This is a genomic window from Mycobacterium canetti CIPT 140010059 (assembly GCF_000253375.1).
In the GTDB taxonomy this organism is placed as follows: Bacteria; Actinomycetota; Actinomycetes; order Mycobacteriales; family Mycobacteriaceae; genus Mycobacterium; species Mycobacterium tuberculosis.
Window position 1 is genome coordinate 4,193,921 of sequence record NC_015848.1, and the last position, 18,401, is coordinate 4,212,321.

The window sequence follows — 18,401 nt, forward strand, 5'->3', positions numbered from 1 at the left end:
TCGTGCCGCTGCAGACGCGCGATCAGACCTCGACCGGCAGTAGGCTGCGTGCATGGCTGCTGTCTTGCCCACCTTGATCCGCACCGGCGCCGTGGCGTTGGGCTCGGCCATCGCCGGGATTGGTTACGCTGCGCTGGTCGAGCGCAATGCATTCGTCCTGCGCGAGGTGACCATGCCAGTCTTGACTCCGGGCTCCACACCGCTGCGGGTGCTGCACATCAGCGATCTGCATATGCTGCCCAACCAGCACCGCAAACAGGCCTGGCTGCGCGAGCTCGCCAGCTGGGAGCCGGATCTGGTCGTCAACACCGGTGACAACCTGGCTCACCCCAAGGCGGTGCCCGCCGTCGTCCAAACCCTGAGCGATCTGCTGTCCCGGCCGGGTGTCTTCGTGTTCGGCAGCAACGACTACTTTGGGCCGCGCCTGAAGAACCCAATGAACTATCTGACCAGCCCGGATCACCGCGTCCGCGGAGCAGCGCTGCCCTGGCAGGATCTGCGGGCGGCGTTCACCGAACGTGGGTGGCTCGACCTAACCCATACCCGCCGCGAGTTCGAAGTTGCCGGTCTGCACATCGCCGCTGCGGGCGTCGACGACCCGCATATCGACCGAGACCGCTACGACACCATCGCCGGCCCGGCCAGCCCGGCCGCCAACCTGCGGCTGGGGCTCACCCATTCACCGGAGCCGCGGGTGTTGGACCGCTTCGCCGCCGATGGTTACCAGTTGGTGCTGGCCGGCCACACCCACGGCGGGCAGCTGTGCCTGCCGTTGTACGGGGCGCTGGTCACTAACTGCGGTCTGGACCGCTCCCGGGCCAAAGGAGCGTCACAATGGGGTGCAAACATGCGGCTGCACGTCTCCGCCGGGATCGGCACTTCGCCGTTTGCGCCGGTGAGATTCTGCTGCCGGCCCGAAGCAACCCTGCTGACGTTGATCGCGACCCCAATGGGCGGGCGCGATTCGAGCAGCAACCTGGGCCGCTCACAGCCGACAGTGTCGGTGCGTTGAGCGGCGGGGCCTGTATCGCGGTCCGCAGCCTATCCCGGAGCTGGACGGACAACGCGATCCGGTTGATCGAGGCGGACGCCCGCCGTAGCGCCGACACCCACCTGCTGCGCTACCCACTGCCCGCTGCCTGGTGCACGGATGTCGACGTCGAGCTGTACCTCAAGGACGAGACGACCCATATCACCGGCAGTCTCAAACACCGGTTGGCACGTTCGTTGTTCCTCTATGCGCTATGCAACGGCTGGATCAACGAGAACACCACGGTGGTGGAGGCATCGTCGGGTTCAACGGCGGTGTCCGAGGCCTATTTCGCGGCGCTGCTGGGTCTGCCGTTCATCGCCGTGATGCCGGCCGCGACCAGCGCTTCCAAAATCGCGTTGATCGAATCACAAGGTGGCCGTTGTCATTTCGTCCAGAATTCAAGTCAGGTGTACGCCGAGGCGGAGCGCGTCGCCAAGGAAACCGGCGGCCACTATCTGGACCAGTTCACCAACGCGGAGCGCGCAACCGACTGGCGCGGCAACAACAACATCGCCGAGTCGATCTACGTGCAAATGCGCGAAGAGAAGCACCCCACCCCGGAATGGATCGTCGTGGGTGCGGGCACCGGCGGAACCAGCGCGACGATCGGCCGCTACATCCGCTACCGACGGCACGCGACCCGGCTGTGCGTCGTCGATCCGGAGAATTCCGCGTTCTTCCCCGCGTACTCCGAAGGCCGGTACGACATCGTCATGCCCACATCGTCCCGTATCGAGGGCATCGGCCGGCCGCGGGTCGAGCCGTCGTTTCTGCCCGGTGTGGTCGACCGCATGGTGGCGGTCCCCGACGCGGCGTCGATCGCTGCCGCCCGGCATGTCAGCGCCGTTCTGGGGCGCCGAGTGGGACCGTCTACCGGCACCAACCTCTGGGGCGCGTTCGGACTGCTCGCCGAGATGGTCAAGCAGGGCCGCAGCGGCTCGGTGGTCACACTGCTCGCCGACAGCGGCGATCGCTACGCCGACACCTACTTTTCCGACGAGTGGGTCAGTGCCCAGGGGCTCGATCCGGCCGGGCCGGCTGCGGCGCTGGTGGAATTCGAGCGCTCCTGTCGATGGACGTGACGGTCGGACCTGCGGTTTGGCTAGTCAACGGTCCGGTGCGATAGGCTGTCGTGGCTTCAAGCGGGGTGTGGCGCAGCTTGGTAGCGCGCTTCGTTCGGGACGAAGAGGCCGTGGGTTCAAATCCCGCCACCCCGACCGAGAGATCGCTGACGACAGCCTTACCCGGCGCAGCGTGGTAGCTTGCTGCAGTCTGCTCGGGCGGCAGCGCCACCCTGACGGTGCTGGTTGACCATGCCGGACAGCACGTCAACGCACAGGCATTTCCAACGGAAGTTGTAGGTTACCGGCCGCCCTAAAACACGGTGCACTTTTCGTTAAAGGTTGTGGGTGTGGATCCAACGAAATTCGTTGCCCCGGCGTGGGCAGCGCCGTGTCCACAGGGGGACCCGCCGCGCATTACGCCTATGGGCCCACCCCCGTACCGCGGGAGTTGGCTCTGCACCCCGAGCCAATCATGCTTCTCTCGGAGTCCGACGCGGGACTGGGACGACTCGCATGAGCCGGACGCCTCCTGCCTGACCCCCACCTGCTAGGAACGTAAACCGGGAGAGTTTCGTCGGAGCCAGAATTAGATTTCCTCCCCGAGCAATCGGCCCGAAACCGCGGGGTTGTTTCCGCCGACCGTCGACAACATGTGGCGTGCGTTGGATGACTGGGAAATGTATCTCCACGACGCAGCGCCACAACTGCCGCTCTTGATCCGTTGCGCCCTGGTGCATTACCAATTCGAGGCGATCGGGCCATTTCTCGACGGCAACGCACGACTCGGGCGTCTGTTCATCATCCTTTGCCTTGTTGCATTGGGACGGTTGCCGCTAACGGGCGGGGCGAAACCGCACCCGAGTGCCGCGGCGGGGCACAAGCATGATGGAGCGCCGCACGATCCGCTCTGGCTCGTCGTCGACGGCGGTGAACTCGCCCTCGCGCAGCAGCACGTGCAATACGGTGATCAACTCTCGCATCGAAAAGTTCGCACCCAGACAGCGTTTCACGCCGCCGCCGAACGGAACCCAGGCATAGGTTTGCGGCCGCGTACCGAGGAACCGCTCGGGGCGGAACTCGTGTGGGTGCTCATACACCTCGGCGCTGCGGTTGATCGCGATGATGTGGACCACGATTCGTGTGCCAGCCTCCACACGGTAACCGCCGATGGTTAGTGGTTGCGCGGCGACACGAGCCGTCAACGGCGCGGGCGGACGCACCCGCAACGTCTCGTTGATCACCGCCGTCGTGAAGGCTTCCCCACCGCCAACGGCCTCCGCTCGCACGCGCCGCAACGCGTCCGGATGGTGCAGCAGCAAGTCGAACGCCCACGCCAACGTGGTCGCCGTGGTTTCATGCCCCGCCAGCACGAGGGTGATCAGATCGTCGCGAATCTCGCTGTCTGACAACTGTTCCCCGGACTCTCCGCGCGCGCTCACGAGCAACGACAGGACGTCGTGTCGCTCGCCCAGGCGTGGATCGGCGCGCCGCTGCGCAATGAGCGCCATGACGACGTCGTCGATCTCGGTGTTGGCGCGGGCGCGTGCAGGCCAGACTCGTAGTGCGCCCAACCGACGCAGTACGTAGCGCACGGTCAACTGCTCTGAAACACCAAGATTCAACAGCCGCTCGAACGGCCGGCCCAAGCGCCGGGCCTCCTCGGGGTCGTCGACCCCGAATATGACCTTGACGATCACATCCAGCATCAGCGACCGCGCCACCGTCAACATCGCAAACGGACGGTCAACCGGCCATGTATGCATCGCCGCGCGAGTGGAGTTCTCGATAATCGGAACGTAACGATCCAGCGCAGCGCCATGTAATGGCGGCGTCAAGAGTTTTCGACGCCGAAGATGCTCCGGCTCCTCCTGGACAAACATCGACCCCGACCCATAGATCGCCGCTGCCGGCCCCACCCCCTCGCCCCCGAGCAGGACGTCGGTGGGAGCGGTGAAAACCTCCTTGGCCAGCGCCGGGTCGGACACGATCGCAACGTCACCCAGGCTGAGAATGGGCATCGTCATGATCGGTCCGTACCGACGGATCAGTCGCAGCATCCGGCGCTCGCCACCCGCCAGGTAGGCAACCGCGTAGGCGGCCGCGAAGGCCGCGCGAAATCCGCGGGGCGCCGGCAAGCCCGGTGGGCCGCCCAAAGCATCCGGCGCGTGCTCCCGGCGAACCGCAAACGCTGCCACGCCTACGACAGAAGCACAGCGTTTCGGGTCGGTCAACGCAGCAGGGCTAGCAAGCGACCTCAGCACCATCGGTTCCCGAAGGTGCGGTCCGGCGCTACCGCGTCGAAAATCGCAGACCGCGCCAGCCGGTTGGGAATGAGGCCGTTTCACCGGCGGGCGTCCCGCGCAGCGTTTCGCCGCAGACCCTATGTTGGCCATGCGCGATATAGGCCACCCGGCACCAAGGTGCCATGACCGCCACAACCAGGGCCGCGGCGGCAACCGCCAGGTGTCCGATCGTCAGCGCAACTAAACCCGCAACCAGCCCGACAGCCCACACGGCAGCCACCACCAGCCCCGGCACATTGACACTCGCGGGGACGCTGCCGCTACCGCTTGGCTGCGGCGCGGATGCATGATCACCGGCGTCACTCCCGGTGTAGACCATGACCACTCCCAGCGATAAAAGGTTGCCGATCAAGGTAACCCATACAGGCCGTCGGCAGCCACCGGCGAACAGCTCTTCGAGGATGCCGTCAGGACATTGACAGCTACCAGACACCATTTCCACACCGTCAAAATGTGGCGCGTGACACGCACGGCGGCGCGCTGGCAACGTGGCGTGCGCCGCAGGCCTCGACTATCTGGTGCCGATCACAGCATGCATGCTCGTCGGTTTGTACGGCGTTACCGGTCGATCCTGCCGCCCCGTACCCCAGTCAAGGCATCGTGGAGCGTGGAAAACAACCGAAAGGTCTTGTCCAGACCCATCAGATGAATCGGCCTTCTGGTTACCGAACCCCGTGCAACCACCCCGAACTTGACGGATTGGCCTATCTTTTCGGATGTTGCCGCCAAAATCTTCAGCCCCACCGACCCCAGAAACTCCACCGCGGAAAGGTCGATGACTAGCGCCGTCGGATTGTCGGCCACAACTTCGCCGATGGCCTCTTCAAGTGCCGCAGCGGTGATCAAATCAATCTCGCCACCGATGCTGAGCACGGCGACCCCGTTATGGTCGGCAACCGTGACGGTGATCGAGTCGGGAGCTGACAATGGCGATCCTCTTGTCCGAGCCGTCCGTGTGGTGAAAGCCTAGCCCGCCTGCGAACTGCGGCGGCGGCCCATTAGCGTAGGATTTGCCGGCTGCACACGACCTGTGTGCGGGCCGCAATCGCGGCGAAGGCGCTGGGGCGTGGGTGAATTGCCTAACAACCCTCGAGTGCGGACACGCATATAGCCTCCGTCGAAATTGGCCTATAGGCGTTCCTTGACCGCCGCCGACAAGCGTGCGCCGTCGGCTTTCCCGGCGGCGATCACGGTGGCCGCCTTCATTACCAGACCCATCTGTTTCATGCTGGGCCGATGCCCGAGTTGTTCGGCCACCTCGGCTATGGCGGTGTCGGCGACATCGGCCAGTTCCCCCTCGGTGAGCGGCGTCGGGAGGTACTCGTCAATGATCCGTGCCTCGGCATGCTCGGTGGCGGCGAGCTCACCGCGGCCGTTTTGGGTGTAGATCTCCGCCGCCTCACCACGCTTGCGCGATTCCCTGGCCAACACCTTGATCACCTCGTCGTCGGAGAGCTCTCTTGCCTGCTTGCCAGAGACCTCCTCGGTCTGGATCGCGGCCAGCAGCATGCGTATGGTCGCGGTCCGCAGCTTGTCCTGCGTCTTCATCGCTTGGGTCAGGTCTGACCGAAGCTGGGATTTAAGTTCCGCCATTGCACAAACGCTACGCGCCGCAACGCCCGAAACCCGACACTGAGACCTACATTGAGAAATGCACCGACCGCGGACAGGATGGAGGCCATGACGAACGACGACAGCTGCTGCGTCCGGTGAGCACGCTGCCGCCTGGCTACCCGGTTGAACCACCGCCCGTGGCGCCGGGATATGCGCCGGCCGGATATCCGCCCTACCCCGCTACACCACCCGGGTACGGCCCGCCGGGTTATGGTGCGCCGCCCAGCTATGGCCCCCCGCCTGGCTATGGTCCACCCCTCGGCTACCCCGCCGCACCGCCCGGCTGCGGACCACCGCCCGGCTATGGCCCACCGCCCGGCTATGGCCCACCGCCCGGCTATGGCCCACCGCTCGCCCCGGGCGCGGTCAAACCAGGAATAATCCCGCTGCGGCCGTTGACCTTGAGCGATATCTTCAACGGCGCGGTCGGCTACATCCGCGCTAACCCGAAGGCGACGCTGGGATTGACCGCCATGGTCGTGGTGACCCTGCAAATCATCTCACTGGTGGCCCTATTTGGCCCCATGACCGCCTTCGGTGACATCGTGACCGGGGAGCCCGACGAGCTGACCGGCGCGGTGGTGGGCGGTTGGTCAGCGTCATTCGGCGCCAGTCTCCTGGTCAGCTGGCTAGCGGGTGTGCTGCTCAGCGGAATGCTCACCGTCATCGTCGGGCGGGCCGTGTTCGGTTCGCCGATCACCGTCGGCGAGGCGTGGGCCAAGGTTCGCGGTCGCCTGCTCGCGTTGTTCGGCCTGGCACTGCTGGAAGCAGCCGGCGTGGTGGCGGTGCTCGGGCTGGCGGTCGTCATACTTTCCGGGGTCGCGGCGGCGGCCAACGAGGCAGCGGCGGCCCTCCTCGGCTTCCCGCTGCTGCTCGTGGTTGGGGTGTCGCTGGCCTATTTGTATGTCGTCCTGCTGTTCGCACCCGTGCTGATCGTGCTGGAGAGGCTGCCCATCGTCGAGGCGATCACCAGATCCTTTGCGCTCGTGCGTCATGGCTTCTGGCGGGTCCTGGGCATCCGCCTGCTGACGGTGCTGGTGGTGGGCGTAGTTGGTAATGCGATCGCGGCTCCTTTCATGATCGTCGGCGAGATAGTGACGGCCGTCACAGCGTCCGACGGGTCAGTCACCATGCGGCTCGTCGGCGCTACGCTCTCGGCCATCGGAGTGACGATCGGCCAGATTGTCACCGCGCCGTTCAGCGCCGGAGTTGTCGTGCTGTTATACACCGACCGCCGTATCCGTGCCGAGGCCTTCGACCTGGTATTGCAGACCGGCTTAGAAGCCGGCCCCACCGGCGGGCCCGCCCCGGTGGAGTCCACCGACAACCTATGGCTCACGCGGCCTTTCTAAAGGGAGTTAGTGAGGACAGGCTGACAGTGCCCTCCATCGACATCGACCGCGAAGCCGCACACCAAGCCGCACAACGCGAGCTCGACAAACCGATCTACCCCAAAGACTCCCTGACCAAGGAACTCACCGACTGGATCGACGAGCAGCTGTACCGGATTTTGGAGAAGGGATCCTCGATACCTGGCGGTTGGTTCACCATCACCGTGCTGCTCATCTTGCTGATGATCGCGGTGACCGCCGCCGTCCAGATCGCACGGCGCACCATGCGCACCAACCGCGGCGGTGACTACCAGTTGTTTGACGCCGGCCAATTGACCGCAGCCCAGCATCGCTCCACGGCTGAAAGCTATGCCGCCGAGGGTAATTGGGCTGCGGCGATCCGCCACCGGCTACAAGCCGTGGCTCGCGAGTTGGAGGAGACCGGCATGCTCAACCCGGCTGCCGGGCGCACCGCCAACGAGCTGGCCAGCGATGCGGGCGAGGTTTTACCGCATCTGGCAGGGGAATTGACGCAGGCGGCAACCGCTTTCAACGACGTCACCTACGGCGAGCGACCCGGAAGCCAAGGCGCCTACCAAATGATCGCCGACCTCGATGACCATCTGCGGTCCCGTTCACCGGCCGTCGTATCTGCAGTGCAGCACCCGGCCGTGTTCGACTCGTGGGCGCAGGTCCGGTGATTCCCACACGTCTCGCAACCGTGCGCCGCCGACGGCCGTGGCGCGGGGTGTTGCTCACGCTGGCCGCAGTCGCCGTCGTGGCCTCGATCGGCACCTATTTGACGGCGCCACGGCCTGGAGGCGCCATGGCCCCCGCGTCCACCAGCTCGACGGGGGGCCACGCGCTGGCGACGCTGCTTGGCAACCACGGCGTCGAGGTTGTCGTGGCCGACTCCATCGCCGATGTCGAAGCCGCGGCACGCCCCGACTCGCTGCTGTTGGTGGCGCAGACGCAGTATCTAGTCGACAACGCACTGCTGGATCGGCTGGCGAAAGCCCCCGGTGACCTGTTGCTGGTGGCACCCACCTCACGAACTCGTACGGCGCTGACGCCGCAACTGCGCATCGCGGCCGCCAGCCCATTCAACAGTCAGCCGAATTGTACGCTGCGGGAAGCTAATCGGGCAGGATCGGTGCAGTGGGGGCCCAGTGACACCTACCAGGCCACCGGCGACCTGGTGTTGACCAGCTGTTACGGCGGGGCATTGGTCCGCTTTCGTGCTGAGGGCCGAACCATCACGGTGGTTGGCAGCAGCAACTTCATGACCAACGGCGGCCTGCTGCCGGCCGGCAACGCCGCACTGGCCATGAACCTCGCGGGCAACCGGCCTCGTCTCGTCTGGTACGCGCCCGACCACATTGAGGGGGAAATGTCTTCTCCGTCATCTCTTTCCGACCTGATTCCGGAGAACGTGCACTGGACCATCTGGCAATTGTGGCTGGTGGTGCTCTTGGTGGCATTCTGGAAAGGCCGGCGGATCGGTCCACTGGTGGCCGAGGAGTTACCCGTTGTGATCCGCGCGTCGGAGACTGTCGAGGGTCGCGGTCGGTTGTACCGATCCCGTCGGGCGCGTGATCGCGCCGCGGACGCACTACGCACCGCGACGCTGCAACGCCTGCGGCCCCGACTTGGGGTGGGCGCAGGCGCGCCGGCGCCAGCAGTGGTGACAACCATAGCGCAGCGCAGCAAAGCTGACCCGCCGTTTGTTGCCTACCATTTATTCGGCCCGGCACCGGCCACCGACAATGACCTGTTACAACTTGCCCGTGCGCTCGACGACATCGAAAGGCAGGTCACCCACTCGTGACACAGTCCGCGTCCAACCCGCAAGCTCCTCCCACCCAAACCCCTGGCGCTGAATTGCCCGGCTATCCCCCGCAAGCGGGTGGTGCCCCTACAGCGGCCCCTTCCGGGCCGCATCCTCACCGGGCTGAAGCAGAATCGGCACGTGATGCATTGCTGGCATTACGCGCCGAGGTCGCCAAGGCCGTCGTCGGACAGGACGGGGTGATCAGCGGCCTGGTGATCGCTCTGTTGTGCCGTGGGCACGTGCTCCTGGAAGGTGTTCCAGGAGTGGCGAAGACGCTGATTGTCCGCGCTATGTCCGCCGCTTTGCAACTGGAGTTCAAGCGGGTGCAGTTCACCCCTGACCTGATGCCAGGCGACGTCACCGGTTCACTGGTCTACGATGCCCGCACCGCCGAGTTCGTGTTCCGGCCGGGCCCGGTGTTCACCAATTTGCTGCTGGCCGATGAGATCAACCGCACCCCACCCAAGACGCAGGCCGCGCTGCTCGAGGCGATGGAAGAGCGTCAAGTCAGTGTGGAGGGTGAGCCTAAGCCGCTGCCCAACCCGTTCATCGTCGCCGCGACGCAGAACCCGATCGAATACGAGGGCACCTATCAGTTGCCCGAAGCCCAACTGGATCGTTTCCTGCTGAAACTGAATGTGACACTGCCGGCACGCGATTCCGAGATCGCCATCCTTGACCGGCACGCGCACGGGTTCGACCCGCGCGATCTATCCGCGATCAATCCGGTGGCCGGGCCGGCCGAGCTGGCGGCTGGCCGCGAGGCGGTGCGCCACGTGCTGGTCGCTAATGAGGTGCTGGGCTACATCGTCGACATCGTCGGGGCCACCCGCTCCTCGCCCGCACTACAGCTCGGTGTGTCGCCGCGTGGGGCAACCGCCCTGCTGGGCACCGCCCGGTCCTGGGCGTGGCTGTCCGGGCGCGATTACGTCACCCCCGACGACGTGAAGGCGATGGCTCGACCGACGCTACGCCACCGGGTGATGCTACGCCCGGAAGCCGAGCTGGAAGGCGCCACACCCGACGGCGTTCTCGACGGAATTCTGGCCTCGGTTCCGGTGCCCCGCTAGTGATCCGTGTGATCGGCGCCGGCGACGATGCAGTGGGGGCACCGCCCGCTTGCGGGGGACGAAGCGATGGGGTGGGGGTACGCCCCCACAAGTGGGAGGTACCCCCACCCGCTTGCGGGGGAGAGCGGCGCAGATGATCCTAACCGGACGCACCGGCTTGCTGGCCCTGATCTGCGTCCTGCCGATAGCGCTGTCCCCTTGGCCGGCAAGGGCTTTCGTGATGTTGCTGGTGGCGCTTGCGGTAGCGGTGACCGTGGACACCCTGCTGGCGGCCAGCACCCGTAAGTTGCGCTTTACCCGCTCGCCGTATACCTCCGCCCGGCTCGGGCAGCCCGTGGACGCGAGCCTGCTGCTCTGCAATGGGGGCCGCCGCCGGTTCCGCGGCCAGGTTCGTGACGCCTGGCCGCCCAGTGCCCGTGCGCAGCCGCACACCCACGATGTCGACGTGGCTGCCGGGCAGCGCCAGCAGGTGCACACTGCACTGCGGCCAGTTCGGCGTGGGGACCAGCGCGCAGCAATGGTCACGGCCCGTTCGATCGGACCACTGGGGTTGGCGGGACGGCAGAGTTCACAGTCGGTGCCCGGCTTGGTCCGGGTGCTGCCGCCGTTCCTGTCTCGCAAGCACCTGCCGTCGAGGCTGGCCAAGCTGCGGGAGATCGACGGGCTGTTACCCACGTTGATACGCGGCCAAGGCACCGAATTCGATTCGCTGCGCGAGTATGTCGTCGGCGACGACGTCCGCTCGATCGATTGGCGCGCGAGCGCACGCCGCGCCGATGTCATGGTCCGCACCTGGCGGCCCGAACGGGACCGCCGAGTCGTCATCGTGCTCGACACCGGACGCATGGCGGCGGGGCGGGTCGGTGTCGACCCGACCGCCGCCGATCCCGCCGGGTGGCCGCGGCTGGACTGGTCCATGGATGCCGCACTGCTGTTGGCGGCACTGGCGTCACGAGCCGGCGACCATGTCGACTTCCTGGCCCACGACCGGATCAGCCGCGCCGGCGTGTTTGGCGCCTCGCGTAGCGAACTGCTTGCCCAACTGGTCGATGCCATGGCCCCGCTGCAACCGGCGCTTATCGAATCCGACTGGCATGCAATGATTGCCGCCATCTTGCGGCGCACCCGGAGGCGATCGCTGGTGGTGCTGCTGACCGACCTCAACGCGACCGCTCTCGACGAGGGCCTGTTGCCGGTGCTGCCGCAGTTGTCGGCCCGACACCATGTGCTGGTCGCCGCGGTTGCCGACCCGCGCGTCGATCAACTGGCCGCCGGGCGGTCCGACGCGGCAGCGGTGTACGACGCTGCGGCTGCGGAGCGCGCCCGCAACGACCGGCGTGCGATCGCGTCACAACTGCGCCGAGGCGGGGTAGATGTCATCGACGCTCCTCCCGCCGAAATCGCACCCGGACTTGCGGATCGCTACCTGGCGATGAAAGCGACCGGCCGCCTCTAATTTCCGACCTCCATTGTGAAATGTGCGACGCCAGCGCGGCGTGTCGTGTCGCGAGTTTCACTCTCGGGGGAGTTCAGCCGGTCGGGACCACGTCGGGCGCGTCCTCCATGTCGCCGGTCTCCCCGGCCTGCGCGGCACGACGACCGAAGTAGCCGATGTAGGACAGAAACACCGCCTCGGCGATGATCCCGACGGCGATCCGAACAAACGTCGGCAACGGCGACGGTGTCACCACCGCCTCGATCAGACCTGCGACCAGAAACACACCCACCAAGCCCACCGCGACCGACACGACACCACGTCCTTGCTCGGCGAGGACCTGTCCGCGCGGGCGGTTGCCTGCAGATATCACCGACCACCCCAGCCGCATCCCAATCGCCGCGGCGAGAAAGACGGCCGTCAGCTCCAGCAGCCCGTGCGGAAGAAGCAGGCCCAGCAGGAAATCGCCCTTCCCCGCCTGGAACATCAGCCCGGCGATCAATCCGACGTTGGCGGCGTTATCGAAGAGCACCAGCGGTATCGGCAGCCCCAGCACAACAGACATCGCGATGCACGTGGTAGCCACCCAGGAGTTGTTCACCCAGACCTGCAGAGCGAACGACGCGGCCGGGTGCTCGCTGTAATAGGACTGGACGTCATGGCTGACCAATTCGTCTATCTCAGTGGGCGTCCCGATCGCGGACTGCACCTCGTGACTGCCGGCCACCCAGAACCCGATCAGCACCACGACGGCGAAAAACGCCACCGCAGTCGCCAGCCACCACCGCCAGGTACGGTAGGCCACGACCGGGAACGACACTGTCCAGAACCGAATGAACGTACGGGTCAGCGGTGCGTGCGCGCCTGTGACCGCGGACCGAGCCCGCGCGACTAGACTCGACAGCCGACCGGTCATCAACTGGTCCGACGAAGCCGATCTGAGCATCGACAGATGCGTGGACACACGCTGATATAGCTCGACGAGTTCGTCGATTTCGGCTCCGCTCAGTGAATGGCGCTTCTTGATCAAGTGGTCGAGCCGGTCCCACGTGCCGCGGTTGGTCAGCAAGAACGCGTCGACATCCACCCTGCGCAGCCTACCTAAGCCGCCGAGCGTGAGCGGTGGCCAAGGCCGAGTGCAGCAGAGCACCGCACCAAAGCCTGTAGCGTTTGTTGGTATGTCGGAAGTGGTGACCGGCGACGCCGTGGTGCTCGACGTACAGATCGCCCAGTTGCCGGTGCGCGCGGTCAGCGCGGTCATCGATATCACCATAATATTCATCGGCTACATCCTCGGTCTGATGCTGTGGGCGACCGCCCTGACCCAGTTCGACGAAGCCTTGACCACCGCATTCCTGATCATCTTCACGGTGCTGGCGCTGGTCGGCTATCCCCTGGTCTGGGAAACCGCAACGCGGGGCCGATCAGTGGGGAAGATCGTGATGGGTCTGCGGGTGGTGTCAGACGACGGTGGCCCGGAGCGGTTCCGGCAGGCGCTGTTTCGCGCGTTAGCGTCGGTGGTGGAGATCTGGATGCTGCTCGGGAGCCCCGCCGTGATCTGCAGCATGTTGTCGCCAAAAGCCAAGCGAGTCGGCGACGTCTTCGCGGGCACGGTCGTTGTCAGCGAACGTGGTCCGCGGTTGGGGCCGCCGCCGGTGATGCCACCGTCGCTGGCCTGGTGGGCGTCGTCGCTGCAATTGTCTGGGCTTACCGCCGGCCAAGCCGAGGTTGCACGTCAATTTCTGGTGCGGGCACCGCAACTCGATCCTGCGCTACGCGAGCAGATGGCCTACCGGATCGCCGGTGATGTGGTTGCCCGCATCGCTCCGCCGCCGCCACCCGGAGTTCCACCACAGTTGGTCCTGGCCGCCGTCCTCGCCGAACGACACCGGCGTGAACTGTTGCGACTGCGTCCCACGCTGCCTCCCGCAGGACAGGCGCCATGGGCCCAAATGGCGCCTCATCGGGGTTGGCCGCCCGGTTTGTCCGGCGCCACGCCGTGGCCTCCTCAGCAGCCGGTGATCCCCTGGCCGGAGCCAGATCCGCCACCGCAAGCCGCTCCCTGGCCGCAGCAGGCGCCGGACGGCCCGGGATTCTCGCCGCCGGGCTAGCAGCTAGTCTTCGCTGCGCCGGATCCCCCGAGCGTGCGGACATGTTCAGGCGCACAGCGAAAGCTAGGACACGTCAACCCAATCCAGGGTCCGCTGCACCGCCTTGCGCCAGCCGGCATAGCCCGCGGCACGCTCGTCGTCGTCCCACGTCGGTGTCCACCGCTTGTCCTCTCGCCAGTTGGCCCGCAGATCGGACGGAGCCGCCCAGAACCCGACCGCCAAGCCCGCCGCGTAGGCCGCACCTAGTGCGGTGGTCTCGGCGACCACCGGCCGCACCACATCCACACCCAACACGTCGGCCTGGATCTGCATACACAGGTCGTTGCCGGTGATCCCGCCATCCACCTTCAACACCTGCAGGCGAACACCGGAGTCTGCTTCCATGGCGTCCACCACATCGCGGCTCTGGTAGCAGATCGCCTCCAGCGTTGCGCGCGCCAGGTGCGCGTTGGTGTTGAACCGCGACAACCCGACGATCGCGCCGCGCGCATCGGACCGCCAGTATGGCGCGAACAGCCCGGAAAACGCCGGCACGAAATACATGCCGCCGTTGTCGGGGACCTGGCGGGCCAGCGCCTCACTCTGTGCGGCGCCGCTGATGATGCCCAGCTGATCGCGTAGCCACTGCACCGCCGAGCCGGTCACCGCGATCGAACCTTCAAGCGCGTACACGGGTTTAGCGTTCCCGAATTGGTAGCACACCGTGGTTAGCAGGCCGTTATTCGATCGCACGATCGTTTCACCGGTGTTCAGCAGCAGAAAATTGCCGGTCCCATAGGTGTTTTTCGCCTCCCCTGGGGCCAGACAGACTTGACCGACCATGGCCGCATGCTGATCACCGAGAACTCCGGTGATCGGCACCTCACCGCCGACAGGCCCGGTCGCCAGCGTGACACCGTAAGGCTCCGACGGCGCCGACGATGCGATCTCGGGCAGCATGGCCCGAGGTATCGAAAAAAACGACAACAGCTCGTCGTCCCAGTCCAGCGTCTCTAGATCCATCAACATGGTCCGGCTGGCGTTGGTTACATCGGTGACATGCACACCCCCCCGCGGCCCGCCGGTCAGATTCCACAACACCCAGGTGTCCGGTGTGCCGAACAATGCGTCGCCGTTCTCGGCGGCCGCGCGGACTCCATCGACATTTTCCAGGATCCACTGCAGCTTGCCGCCAGAGAAATATGTTGCCGGCGGCAGGCCCGCCTTGCGGCGGATCAGGTTTCCACGACCGTCTCGATCCAGCGCCGACGCGATGCGGTCGGTGCGGGTATCCTGCCATACGATCGCGTTGTAGTAGGGCCGTCCGGTGTGCCGATTCCATACCAGCGTCGTCTCACGCTGGTTGGTAATCCCCAACGCGGCAATATCTTTCGGCGATAGGTTGGTGGCGTTGAGCACCGAGATCAACACCGACGCGGTGCGCTCCCAGATCTCGACCGGGTTGTGCTCCACCCAGCCGGCCCGGGGCAGGATCTGCTCGTGCTCGAGCTGGTGGCGGGCCACCTCGGCACCGTGGTGATCGAAGATCATGCAGCGGGTGCTGGTGGTGCCCTGGTCGATGGCGGCTATGAAATCCGAGGACTCGGCCAATTGCTCTCCTAGGATGGCGTCGGACACTGCATGTAATCGTCCATGATGGTCCACCGCAGCGGCGGGTCCGACGCCGTCAGCCGGCGAAGGGGTCGCGAATTCTAATGCCCTCGAACTTGCGGAAGTCGCGGTCGTGACTCCAGATCGTGGCGATGCCGTGATGGCGCATGAGCGCGACGAGGTGGGCGTCGGGAACCAGATTGCCCCGCGGCTTGACCGGGTCGGCTACTCGCCGATAGACGGGCCAGAATCCGTTGGCCTCGCCGACCTGCCGCACGTGCGGTCGTGAGGTGAATTGCTCGATGTTTTCGACGGCGACCTCAGGCGCCAGCGGCGCACCCAACAACGTGGGATGGGTGACAACCCGCAGATAACCCAGCGCGACGGGCCACAATAGATATACCAGCCCTGGCCCAGCCAGGAATCGCTCAACGAGCGTCTTCGCCTTATCGTGAAACGGGCTGGCTCGGTGCGTCGCATGGACCAGAACATCGACGTCAAAGGTTTCGCTCACCCACGGTCCAAAATCGCCCAAACAGCGTCCTTGTCGTCAAGATCCACACGAGGCCGCAAGTCGGCAGTCGCCCAGCGGATGTCAACGTTTGGAGGAGGCTCGGCCGCCAGAGCTTGCGCAAGCAATTCGGAGGCGAGCTGCCCTAACGTTTTGCGCTCCTCGCGCTGGCGTCGTTTCAACGCCCGCAGTATGTCGTCATCGAGGTCGATCGTAGTGCGCATACATCAGATGCTAACTCGATATGCATCTGATGCGAACGATCTCACCCTTCTTGCGCTGCCGGCACGAAACCTGTTGCATCACCAATGTGGGCGAAGAGGTCACGCGCACCACATATAGCCGCGAACATCAGCGCGAGTACCGGCGCAAGGTGCGGCTGTGCTTGGACGTCTTCGAGACCATGCTTGCGCAGACCAGTTTCGAGGCCGACCGGCCACTCACCGGCATGGAGATCGAATGCAACCTCGTCGACGCCGACTACCAGCCGGCCATGTCGAACCGCTATGTGCTGGATGCCATTGCCGACCCGGCGTACCAGACCGAATTAGGCGCTTACAACATCGAATTCAATGTTCCGCCTCGCCCGCTACCGGGACGCACTTGCCTAGAGCTGGAGGACGAAGTCCGCGCCAGCCTCAACGATGCCGAGACCAAGGCCAGCTGCAGCGGAGCTCACATCGTGATGATCGGCATCTTGCCCACACTGATGCCAGAGCATCTGACCGACGGCTGGATGAGCGCATCAGCGCGTTATGCGGCTCTCAACGAGTCGATTTTCAAGGCCCGCGGCGAGGATATCCCCATCAACATCGCCGGCCCGGAACCGCTGAGCTGCCATGCCGGATCCATCGCACCCGAATCCGCTTGCACCAGTGTGCAATTACATTTGCAGCTAGCACCGGCGGATTTTCCGGCTAACTGGAATGCGGCTCAGGTACTGGCCGGACCGCAGTTAGCACTAGGTGCCAACTCGCCCTATTTCTTCGGCCACCAGCTGTGGTCGGAAACCCGCATCGAGCTGTTCACACAGTCCACTGATGCCCGTCCCGAGGAGCTGAAATCGCGAGGGGTGCGCCCCCGGGTATGGTTTGGCGAACGCTGGATCACCTCCGTCCTCGACTTGTTTCAGGAAAACATCCGCTACTTCCCCACCCTGCTACCCGAGGTGTCCGACGAGGACCCCCTCGCAGAGTTTTCGGCTGGACGCATCCCACACCTGTCCGAATTGCGGCTGCATAACGGCACGGTGTACCGGTGGAACCGGCCGGTGTACGACGTGGTCGACGGGCGCCCGCATCTGCGGCTGGAGAACCGGGTGCTACCCGCCGGGCCGACGGTCGTTGACATGCTGGCGAATCATGCCTTCTATTACGGCGCACTACGCGGTCTGTCCGAGGCCGACCCCCCATTGTGGACGCAGATGAATTTCGCTGCGGCACAAGCGAATTTCCTGGCAGCCGCCAGGTACGGCATGGACGCCCAGTTGGATTGGCCGGGCTTGGGCGAGGTGACGACGCGGGAGTTGGTGTTGGGCACGTTGTTGCCGATGGCACACGAGGGACTGCGGCGGTGGGGTGTCGACGCGGCGGTACGCGACCGGTTCCTGGGTGTCATCGGCGGTCGCGCCCAGACCGGCCGCAACGGCGCGCACTGGCAGGTCGCCACCGTGGCGGCCCTACAAGACGGCGGGCTGACCCGGCCCGCGGCACTGGCTGAGATGCTGCGCCGGTACTGCGAGCACATGCACAGCAACGAACCCGTGCATACCTGGGACACGTAGTCCACGAGTAGGTTGGGAGCCATGACCGACGAGGTAATGGACTGGGACAGTGCCTACCGTGAGCAAGGCTCCTTCGACGGGCCGCCGCCGTGGAACATCGGTGAACCCCAGCCTGAACTGGCAGCGCTGATCGCGGCCGGCAAGGTCCGCAGTGACGTGCTAGACGCCGGATGCGGATACGCCGAACTGTCATTGGCCCTTGCCGCCGACGGCTACACCGTGGTCGGCATCGACCTCACGCCCACCGCCGTCGCGGCTGCCACCAAGGCCGCTGAGGAGCGCGGTTTGACCACGGCCAGCTTCGTGCAGGCCGACATCACGGAGTTCGCGGCTTATCCAGCCGGCTCCGCCGGCCGCTTTTCCACGGTGATCGACAGCACCCTGTTTCATTCGCTGCCGGTGGACAGCCGCGACCGCTATCTGAGCTCGGTGCACCGCGCGGCGGCCCCGGGCGCCAGCTATTACGTGCTGGTCTTCGCCAAGGGCGCCTTCCCCGCCGAGCTGGAAGTCAAGCCAAACGAAGTCGACGAGGACGAGTTGCGTGCCGCGGTGAGCAAATACTGGAAGATCGACGAAATCCGGCCCGCCTTCATTCATGTCAATCCGGTCACGATTCCGCCCCAGCTGGCCGGAGCGCCAGTCGAATTCCCGCCATACGATCACGACGAGAAGGGTCGGGTGAAGTTCCCCGCCTATCTACTCACCGCCCACAAGGCCGGCTGAGG

18 protein-coding genes, 1 tRNA gene and 2 pseudogenes are annotated in these 18,401 nt (G+C 65.4%); 13 read left to right on the plus strand and 8 right to left on the minus strand.

The window, feature by feature from the left end; genetic code table 11:
* The first annotated feature begins 52 nt into the window (after positions 1 to 52).
* The 4 genes and pseudogenes from MCAN_RS19460 to MCAN_RS23885 all read left to right on the plus strand — a co-directional run.
* Positions 53 to 1,012, plus strand: a complete 960-nt coding sequence (locus MCAN_RS19460) for a metallophosphoesterase (protein WP_014001885.1) — start codon at positions 53 to 55, stop codon at positions 1,010 to 1,012.
* Positions 1,009 to 2,115 carry an L-cysteine desulfhydrase Cds1 gene (cds1, locus tag MCAN_RS19465; protein ID WP_003419750.1) on the plus strand — a complete coding sequence of 369 codons (1,107 nt, stop codon included), beginning with the start codon at positions 1,009 to 1,011 and terminating at the stop codon, positions 2,113 to 2,115. The genes MCAN_RS19460 and cds1 overlap by 4 nt, the downstream gene beginning before the upstream one ends.
* Before the next feature lie 61 nt (positions 2,116 to 2,176).
* Positions 2,177 to 2,250 (plus strand) — tRNA-Pro (locus MCAN_RS19470).
* A 473-nt stretch (positions 2,251 to 2,723) separates the two neighbouring features.
* Positions 2,724 to 2,897 (plus strand): annotated as a pseudogene (locus MCAN_RS23885) (Fic family protein); the annotation flags it as partial.
* A 33-nt stretch (positions 2,898 to 2,930) separates the two neighbouring features.
* On the opposite strand, the gene MCAN_RS19475 reads toward MCAN_RS23885, so the two are convergent.
* From MCAN_RS19475 to MCAN_RS19490, 4 genes are all read right to left on the minus strand, one after another.
* The gene (locus MCAN_RS19475; protein WP_014001886.1) at positions 2,931 to 4,361 is read right to left on the minus strand and encodes a cytochrome P450; all 1,431 of its coding nucleotides are present in this window, start codon (positions 4,359 to 4,361) and stop codon (positions 2,931 to 2,933) included.
* Positions 4,362 to 4,386: 25 nt separating this feature from the next.
* Positions 4,387 to 4,719, minus strand: a complete 333-nt coding sequence (locus MCAN_RS19480) for a hypothetical protein (RefSeq protein WP_003901696.1) — start codon at positions 4,717 to 4,719, stop codon at positions 4,387 to 4,389.
* A gap of 239 nt (positions 4,720 to 4,958) precedes the next feature.
* Positions 4,959 to 5,327: an STAS domain-containing protein gene (locus MCAN_RS19485; protein ID WP_003419762.1), complete on the minus strand. Its 369-nt coding sequence runs from the start codon at positions 5,325 to 5,327 to the stop codon at positions 4,959 to 4,961.
* Positions 5,328 to 5,528: 201 nt separating this feature from the next.
* On the minus strand, positions 5,529 to 5,993 hold the full coding sequence (locus tag MCAN_RS19490) for a GatB/YqeY domain-containing protein (protein WP_014001887.1): 465 nt from the start codon (positions 5,991 to 5,993) through the stop codon (positions 5,529 to 5,531).
* Between MCAN_RS19490 and MCAN_RS19495 the strand changes: the two genes are divergently transcribed.
* The 6 genes and pseudogenes from MCAN_RS19495 (at position 5,993) to MCAN_RS19515 (ending at position 11,702) form a co-directional block, all read left to right on the plus strand.
* On the plus strand, positions 5,993 to 7,366 hold the full coding sequence (locus MCAN_RS19495; RefSeq protein WP_014001888.1) for a membrane protein: 1,374 nt from the start codon (positions 5,993 to 5,995) through the stop codon (positions 7,364 to 7,366). The genes MCAN_RS19490 and MCAN_RS19495 overlap by 1 nt on opposite strands.
* A 26-nt stretch (positions 7,367 to 7,392) precedes the next feature.
* Positions 7,393 to 8,046 carry a DUF4129 domain-containing protein gene (locus tag MCAN_RS19500; RefSeq protein WP_014001889.1) on the plus strand — a complete coding sequence of 218 codons (654 nt, stop codon included), beginning with the start codon at positions 7,393 to 7,395 and terminating at the stop codon, positions 8,044 to 8,046.
* Entirely contained in the window at positions 8,028 to 9,173 is a 1,146-nt protein-coding gene (locus MCAN_RS19505; protein WP_049805713.1) for a DUF4350 domain-containing protein, read from the plus strand. Before MCAN_RS19500 ends, MCAN_RS19505 begins: the two co-directional genes overlap by 19 nt.
* Positions 9,170 to 10,246: an AAA family ATPase gene (locus MCAN_RS19510; protein WP_003419775.1), complete on the plus strand. Its 1,077-nt coding sequence runs from the start codon at positions 9,170 to 9,172 to the stop codon at positions 10,244 to 10,246. Before MCAN_RS19505 ends, MCAN_RS19510 begins: the two co-directional genes overlap by 4 nt.
* 8 nt (positions 10,247 to 10,254) lie before the next feature.
* A pseudogene (locus MCAN_RS24245) lies at positions 10,255 to 10,326 on the plus strand (hypothetical protein); the annotation flags it as partial.
* Positions 10,327 to 10,379: 53 nt separating this feature from the next.
* Entirely contained in the window at positions 10,380 to 11,702 is a 1,323-nt protein-coding gene (locus tag MCAN_RS19515) for a DUF58 domain-containing protein (RefSeq protein WP_014001891.1), read from the plus strand.
* Between the two features lie 73 nt (positions 11,703 to 11,775).
* Here the strand turns inward: MCAN_RS19515 and MCAN_RS19520 are convergent, their stop codons facing one another.
* Positions 11,776 to 12,768, minus strand: coding sequence for a stage II sporulation protein M (locus MCAN_RS19520; RefSeq protein WP_003419778.1), 993 nt, complete (start codon positions 12,766 to 12,768; stop codon positions 11,776 to 11,778).
* Positions 12,769 to 12,859: 91 nt separating this feature from the next.
* On the opposite strand from MCAN_RS19520, the gene MCAN_RS19525 reads away from it, so the two are divergent.
* Complete coding sequence (locus MCAN_RS19525; RefSeq protein ID WP_014001892.1) at positions 12,860 to 13,792, plus strand: RDD family protein; 933 nt, start codon at positions 12,860 to 12,862, stop codon at positions 13,790 to 13,792.
* Between the two features lie 63 nt (positions 13,793 to 13,855).
* Here the strand turns inward: MCAN_RS19525 and glpK are convergent, their stop codons facing one another.
* The 3 genes from glpK to MCAN_RS19540 are packed head-to-tail and all read right to left on the minus strand — an operon-like array spanning position 13,856 to position 16,117.
* Positions 13,856 to 15,409, minus strand: coding sequence for a glycerol kinase GlpK (glpK, locus tag MCAN_RS19530; RefSeq protein WP_014001893.1), 1,554 nt, complete (start codon positions 15,407 to 15,409; stop codon positions 13,856 to 13,858).
* Between the two features lie 49 nt (positions 15,410 to 15,458).
* The gene (locus tag MCAN_RS19535; protein WP_014001894.1) at positions 15,459 to 15,896 is read right to left on the minus strand and encodes a type II toxin-antitoxin system VapC family toxin; all 438 of its coding nucleotides are present in this window, start codon (positions 15,894 to 15,896) and stop codon (positions 15,459 to 15,461) included.
* Positions 15,893 to 16,117: an antitoxin VapB48 gene (locus MCAN_RS19540; RefSeq protein WP_015291658.1), complete on the minus strand. Its 225-nt coding sequence runs from the start codon at positions 16,115 to 16,117 to the stop codon at positions 15,893 to 15,895. Before MCAN_RS19540 ends, MCAN_RS19535 begins: the two co-directional genes overlap by 4 nt.
* Positions 16,118 to 16,203: 86 nt before the next feature.
* Here MCAN_RS19540 and MCAN_RS19545 point away from each other — a divergent pair, with 86 nt between their 5' ends.
* Positions 16,204 to 17,676 carry a glutamate--cysteine ligase gene (locus MCAN_RS19545; RefSeq protein ID WP_041180325.1) on the plus strand — a complete coding sequence of 491 codons (1,473 nt, stop codon included), beginning with the start codon at positions 16,204 to 16,206 and terminating at the stop codon, positions 17,674 to 17,676.
* Between the two features lie 21 nt (positions 17,677 to 17,697).
* Positions 17,698 to 18,399, plus strand: a complete 702-nt coding sequence (locus MCAN_RS19550) for a class I SAM-dependent methyltransferase (RefSeq protein WP_014001896.1) — start codon at positions 17,698 to 17,700, stop codon at positions 18,397 to 18,399.
* Positions 18,400 to 18,401: the final 2 nt, after the last annotated feature.